3 protein-coding genes and 1 pseudogene are annotated in these 5,279 nt (G+C 71.5%); 1 reads left to right on the plus strand and 3 read right to left on the minus strand.

The features are described from left to right. Window positions 1–195, plus strand: a pseudogene (locus AC27IO_RS20085) (methyl-accepting chemotaxis protein); the annotation flags it as partial. 82 nt (window positions 196–277) lie between these two features. On the opposite strand, the gene AC27IO_RS20090 reads toward AC27IO_RS20085, so the two are convergent. The 3 genes from AC27IO_RS20090 to AC27IO_RS20100 all read right to left on the minus strand — a co-directional run. Beyond that, entirely contained in the window at window positions 278–3,388 is a 3,111-nt protein-coding gene (locus AC27IO_RS20090; protein ID WP_498740409.1) for an efflux RND transporter permease subunit, read from the minus strand. After that, window positions 3,385–4,629 (minus strand): efflux RND transporter periplasmic adaptor subunit, encoded by a 1,245-nt coding sequence (locus tag AC27IO_RS20095; protein ID WP_498740413.1) that lies wholly within the window; start codon window positions 4,627–4,629, stop codon window positions 3,385–3,387. The genes AC27IO_RS20090 and AC27IO_RS20095 overlap by 4 nt, the downstream gene beginning before the upstream one ends. Before the next feature lie 78 nt (window positions 4,630–4,707). After that, window positions 4,708–5,279 (minus strand): TolC family protein (locus tag AC27IO_RS20100; protein WP_498740411.1); only part of this gene is annotated, 572 nt, incomplete at its 5' end.

Below are 5,279 nucleotides of genomic sequence, written 5' to 3' on the forward strand. Positions count from 1 at the left end.
CAGAACGCCGCGCTGGTGGAGCAATCCGCCGCCGCCGCCGAATCGCTGCGCGAGCAGGCCGCGCGCCTGTCGCAGGTGGTGCAGCAGTTCCATCTGGCCGACGGGCAGGCCTACGCCTCGGTGCACGCTGATGCGGCGCTGCAGGGCCTGCCTGCCTCCAGCGGCCTGGTGCGGCCGCAGCTCACCGGGGGTTGACCCGGCGGGAGGGCCGGTCCTCCCGGCCCCTCCTGTTCCCCAGCCTCCCCGGCCAGCGCCGTGCCGGCGCGGCCGGGGGCTCTCAGGTCAACGCCCTGGGGGGCTCGCCGCCGGGCGAGGGTTCATCGGCACGGCCCTTGCGCGGCCCGAACCACGCCACATACAGCGCCGGCAGCACCACCAGCGTCAGCAGCGTCGCCGTCACCAGCCCGCCGATCACCACGATGGCCAGGGGCCGCTGCGTTTCCGAGCCGATCTCGTGCGACAGGGCCATGGGCAGGAGGCCCAGCATGGCGAGCATGGCGGTCATCAGCACGGTGCGCAGGCGCTGCATGGAGCCCTGGCGCACGGCATCGACCACGGCCATGCCGCCCGACTGCAGCTGCTGGAACACCGACAGCATCACCACCCCGTTGAGCACCGCCTGGCCCGACAGCGCGATGAAGCCGATGGCCGCCGACACCGACAGCGGGATGCCGAACACCCACAGCGCGATGAACCCGCCGATGAGCGCCAGCGGCACGTTGATGAGGATCAGCGAGGCCATCTTGAACGACTTGAAGGCGTCGAACAGCAGCACGAAGATCAGCAGCAGCGAGATGGGCACCACCACCGACAGGCGCTTCATCGCGCGCTCCTGGTTCTCGAACTCGCCCGACCAGTTGACTTGGTAGTTGGACGGGATCTTGACGTTCTTTTCCACGCGGGCCTTCATGTCGGCCACCACCGAGCCCATGTCGCGGCCCGCGATGAAGATGCCGATGGCCGTGGTGCGGCGCCCGGCCTCGCGGGCGATGTTCATGGCGCCCGTGCCCTCGCGGATGTGCACCACGTCGCCCAGTTGCACGTAGCCGCCGTCGGGCGTGGCGATGGGGGTGCGCGGCAGGTTGGAGATCACGCGTTCGTCCTTGGGCAGGCGCACGGCCACGGCGAACTTGCGCTCGCCCTCCCACAGGCTGGTGGCGGCCTTGCCGGCGAGGGCGGCCTCGATCACGTCCTGGATGTCGCCCACGTTCAGACCGTAGCGCGCGGCGCGGTCGCGGTCGATGTCCAGCAGCAGCTGCGGCACCTGGCCGTCGCGGTCGATCTCGGCGCGGGCCACGCCCTGCACCTGCTTGATCTCGCGTGCGATCTCGTCGGTGATGCGCTTCATCTCCACCAGGTCGTCGCCCGCGAGCTTGATGACGATCTGGCCCTTGATCTGCGAGATCGACTCCAGCACGTTGTCGCGGATGGGCTGCGAGAACGCGGGGTCGATGCCGGGGATGGCCGACAGCGCGCGGCCCATCTCCTCGGTGATCTTCTCGCGCGTCATGCCGGGGCGCCATTGGTCCTCGGGCTTCACGTCCACGAAGATCTCGGCCATGGAGATGGTCTTGGGGTCGGTGCCGTCCTCGGGCTGGCCGGCCTTGGAGACCGTGGTGCGCACCTCGGGCACGCTCAGCAGGGCCTTGCGGGCCATGCGCAGCACGCGCGCCGCCTCGTCGGTGGAGACGTTGGGCGAGAGGGTGAAGTTGACCCAGGTGGTGCCCTCGTCCAGCTCGGGCAGGAACTCCGAGCCCAGGCGCGAGGCGGCCACCAGCGCCAGGCCGAACACGGCCAGCGCGATCACCACCACCGTGCGGCGGCGGGCCAGGGCCCAGTCCAGCACCGGGGCGTAGGCGCGCTTGGCGAAGGTGACCACGCGGTTGTCGCCGTGCGGCAGCTTCCTGCGCAGCATCCAGTAGGCCAGCAGCGGCACCAGGGTGAGCGAGAAGATCAGCGAGCCGACGAGCGCGGCCGAGACCGACAGCGCCATGGGCTGGAAGATGCGGCCTTCGTGGCGCTGCAGCGCGAAGATGGGGATGTGCGCCGCGATGATGATGAGCATCGAAAACAGCGTGGGCCGGCCCACTTCGCCGGCGGCCTCGATGATGGTGTCGCGCCGGTCGCGGTCGTCCATGTCCTCGCCGCGCTCGGCCAGGCGGTGCATGATGTTCTCGATCACGATCACCGCGCCGTCCACGATGATGCCGAAGTCCATGGCGCCCAGGCTCAGCAGGTTGGCCGGCACGCCCATGATCTTGAGGCCCATGAAGGTCGAGAGCAGGGCCAGCGGAATGACCACCACCACGGCCAGGCTGGCGCGCAGGTTGGACAGGAAGATGTACAGCACCAGCGCCACCAGCAGCGCGCCTTCCACGAGGTTGTGGAACACGGTGGTGAGCGTCTTGTCCATGAGCCAGGTGCGGTCGTAGAACGGCACGATCTGCACGCCCGGCGGCAGGCCGCGCGCGTTCAGTTCGGCGATGCGGTCCTTCACGCCCTTGAGCACCACGCTCGGGTTCTCGCCCTTGCGCATCACGACGATGCCGGTGACCACGTCGTCGTCCAGGTCCTGGCCGACCACGCCCAGGCGCGGCACGGCGCCGATCTTGACCTGGCCGATGTCGCGGATCAGCACGGGCGTGCCGTTGCGCGAGGCCACCACGATGCGGCCGATGTCGTCGGCCGAGCGCAGCAGGCCCAGCCCGCGGATGGTGTACTGCTGCGCGCCCTGCGCCACGTAGCTGCCGCCGGCGTTGGCGTTGCCCCGGCCCAGCGCGTCCAGCAGGTTCTGGAACGTGACCTTGTACGCGCGCAGCCGGTCCATGTCGGGCTGCACCTCGTACTGCTTGATCGAGCCGCCCATGGCCACGACGTCGGCCACGCCGGGCACCTGGCGCAGCGCGCGCTCCACCGTCCAGTCCTCCACGGTGCGGATGTCGGTGGTCGACAGGCCGTCGCCCTTGAGGCGGTAGCGCATGATCTCGCCCACCGGCGTGGCGTTGGGCGCGATCTCGGCCTGCACGCCGGGCGGCAGGTCGATGCTGGACAGCCGCTCGGCCACCTGCTGGCGCACGATGTTCGTGTTGGCCGCGTCGTCGTATGTGACCACGCTGAACGAGAGGCCGAACTGCGTATGCGAGAACACGCGGATCGAATTGGGCAGGCCCGCCAGGGCCGTCTCGATGGGCAGGGTGACCTGCTTTTCGACTTCCTCGGGCGCGCGGCCCGGGTACAGGGCGATCACCGTCACCTGGGTGTCCGTCACGTCGGGAAAGGCCTCGACGGACAGGTTCTTGAACGAGATGAATCCCGCCAGGGCGAACAGCACCGTGCCCAGCACGATGAACAGCGGCTGGTGCAGCGCGTAGTGGATGAGGCGCCTCATGGCTTGGCCGTCCCTTCCGCCTTGCCGCCCGCCGGGCTGGCGGGCGCGCCGGGTACCGGTGCGGGCGCGTCTTCCTCGGCGGCCTGGAACTGGCGGGCCAGCAGCAGCACGTTCTCGGCCACCACCTTCTCGCCGGCTTCCAGCCCGCGGGAGACGACCACCTCGCGCGGGCCTTCGTAGCCCAGCACCACCTTGCGCGGCTCGAACACGCCGGGCTCGCGCTGCACGTACACGGTGTGCTGCGTGCCGTTCAAGGTGACGGCGGCGGCGGGGACGACGACCCCACTCTCGCGGCTTTCCTGCACGTGCACGGTGGCCAGCATCTCGGCCTTCAGGCGCCGGTCGGCATTGGGCACCACGCCGCGCACCTTGAGCGTGCGCGTGCCGGGGTCGATCGCGTCGGCCGCGGCGGTCACGCGGCCGGTGAAGGTGGCCTCGGGGTAGGCGGGTACCTGCAGCGTGAAGCTGTCGCCGGGGCGCAGCGAGGCCAGGTCGCCCTCGCGCGCGTCGATCTGCACCCACAGCGAGGCGGGGTCGGTCACCACGAACAGCGCCGGGTTGCCGGGGCCGGACTGGTCCGGCCGCACCTCCTGGCCAGGATTGAGGTTGCGCTCCACCACCACGCCCGCCATGCCGGCCGTGAGCGCGAGCTGCTGGTTCACGGCGTTGCCGCCGCCGTAGAGACTGGTGCGCGCGGCGGCGCGGGCCACTTCGGCCTGGGCGCGCGCGGCGTCGGCCTCGGCCTGCTCCAGGTCCTTGCGCGCCACGATGCCGGCTTCGAACAGTTCCCGCTGGCGGCGCAGGCCCTGCTGGGCGAACGACTGGTCGGCGCGGGCCTTGGCCGTGTCCGCCTGGGCCTGGCCGAAGTCGGGCGAGGCCAGCAGCGCCAGCGGCGCGCCCGCCTTGACCGACTGGCCCAGGTCGGCGCGGATGGCCGTGACGCGGCCGGCGAACGCGGGGTACACGCGCTGGGTGCGTTCTTCGTTCCACACCAGGCGTGCGGGCAGGTCCACGGCGATGTCCTTGCTGGCGCGCGCGGGGGCCACGGTCAGCAGCGCCAGCTGCGGATGGCCGGGCGGAAAGCGCAGCTGCCCCGACTGGGCGATGGGGGGTGCGGCTTCCGGCGCCGCGGCGGGTTCGGCGGCCTTGCTGCAGCCTTGCAGCAGCGCGCCGCCGCCCAGGGCGAGGACGAGCAGGCCGCAGGTGGTCAGGCGCGGGAGGGAGAGGGCAGGGTGCACCATGGTGGACTTCGCGATACGAGAGGTGGAAGGGGAACGGCGGGGCATGGATTGGCGTGGCTGGACTTGGGGCGGGGGCGTTCAGGGCAGGCTGCCCAGCAGGGTTTGCGGCTGCGTGCGCAGCAGCCAGGCGCCCTGGGCCTTGGCATAGTCGGCACGGGCCGAGAGCGCCTCCAGCGCCGTGGCCCGCAGGGTGCGCTGGGCGTCCAGCAGGTCGGTCAGCGGCATGGCGCCCTTGCGGTACGCCAGCTCGGCGCTCTGCGCCACCTGGCGGGCGCGCGGCAGCACGCCTTCGTCGTAGCTGGCGGCGCGGCGCGCGGCGCTCAGCGCGGCCTGCTGCAGGTGCTGCAGGTCCAAAAGGGCCAGGCGGCGCGTGTTGTCCAGTGCGTCCTGCGCGCGGGTCAGCTCGGCCTGGGCGCGGCCGATCTCGCCCTGGAACTGGTAGCCCCATTGCAGCGGGATCTGCACGCGCACTTCCAGCAGGCGGTTGGAGGTGCCGGGGTAGTGGTCCACCGAGGCCCCCACCGTCCAGTCGGACTTGCGCAGGGCGCTGGCGTTGTCCAGCGCCGCCTGCGCGGACTGCACGCGGGCGATGGCGGCGCGCACGTCGGCGCGTGCCTCGGCCCAGGCGCCCAGATCGCCGCCGCCGTCCA

Source organism: Acidovorax sp. KNOB132 (assembly GCF_057541515.1).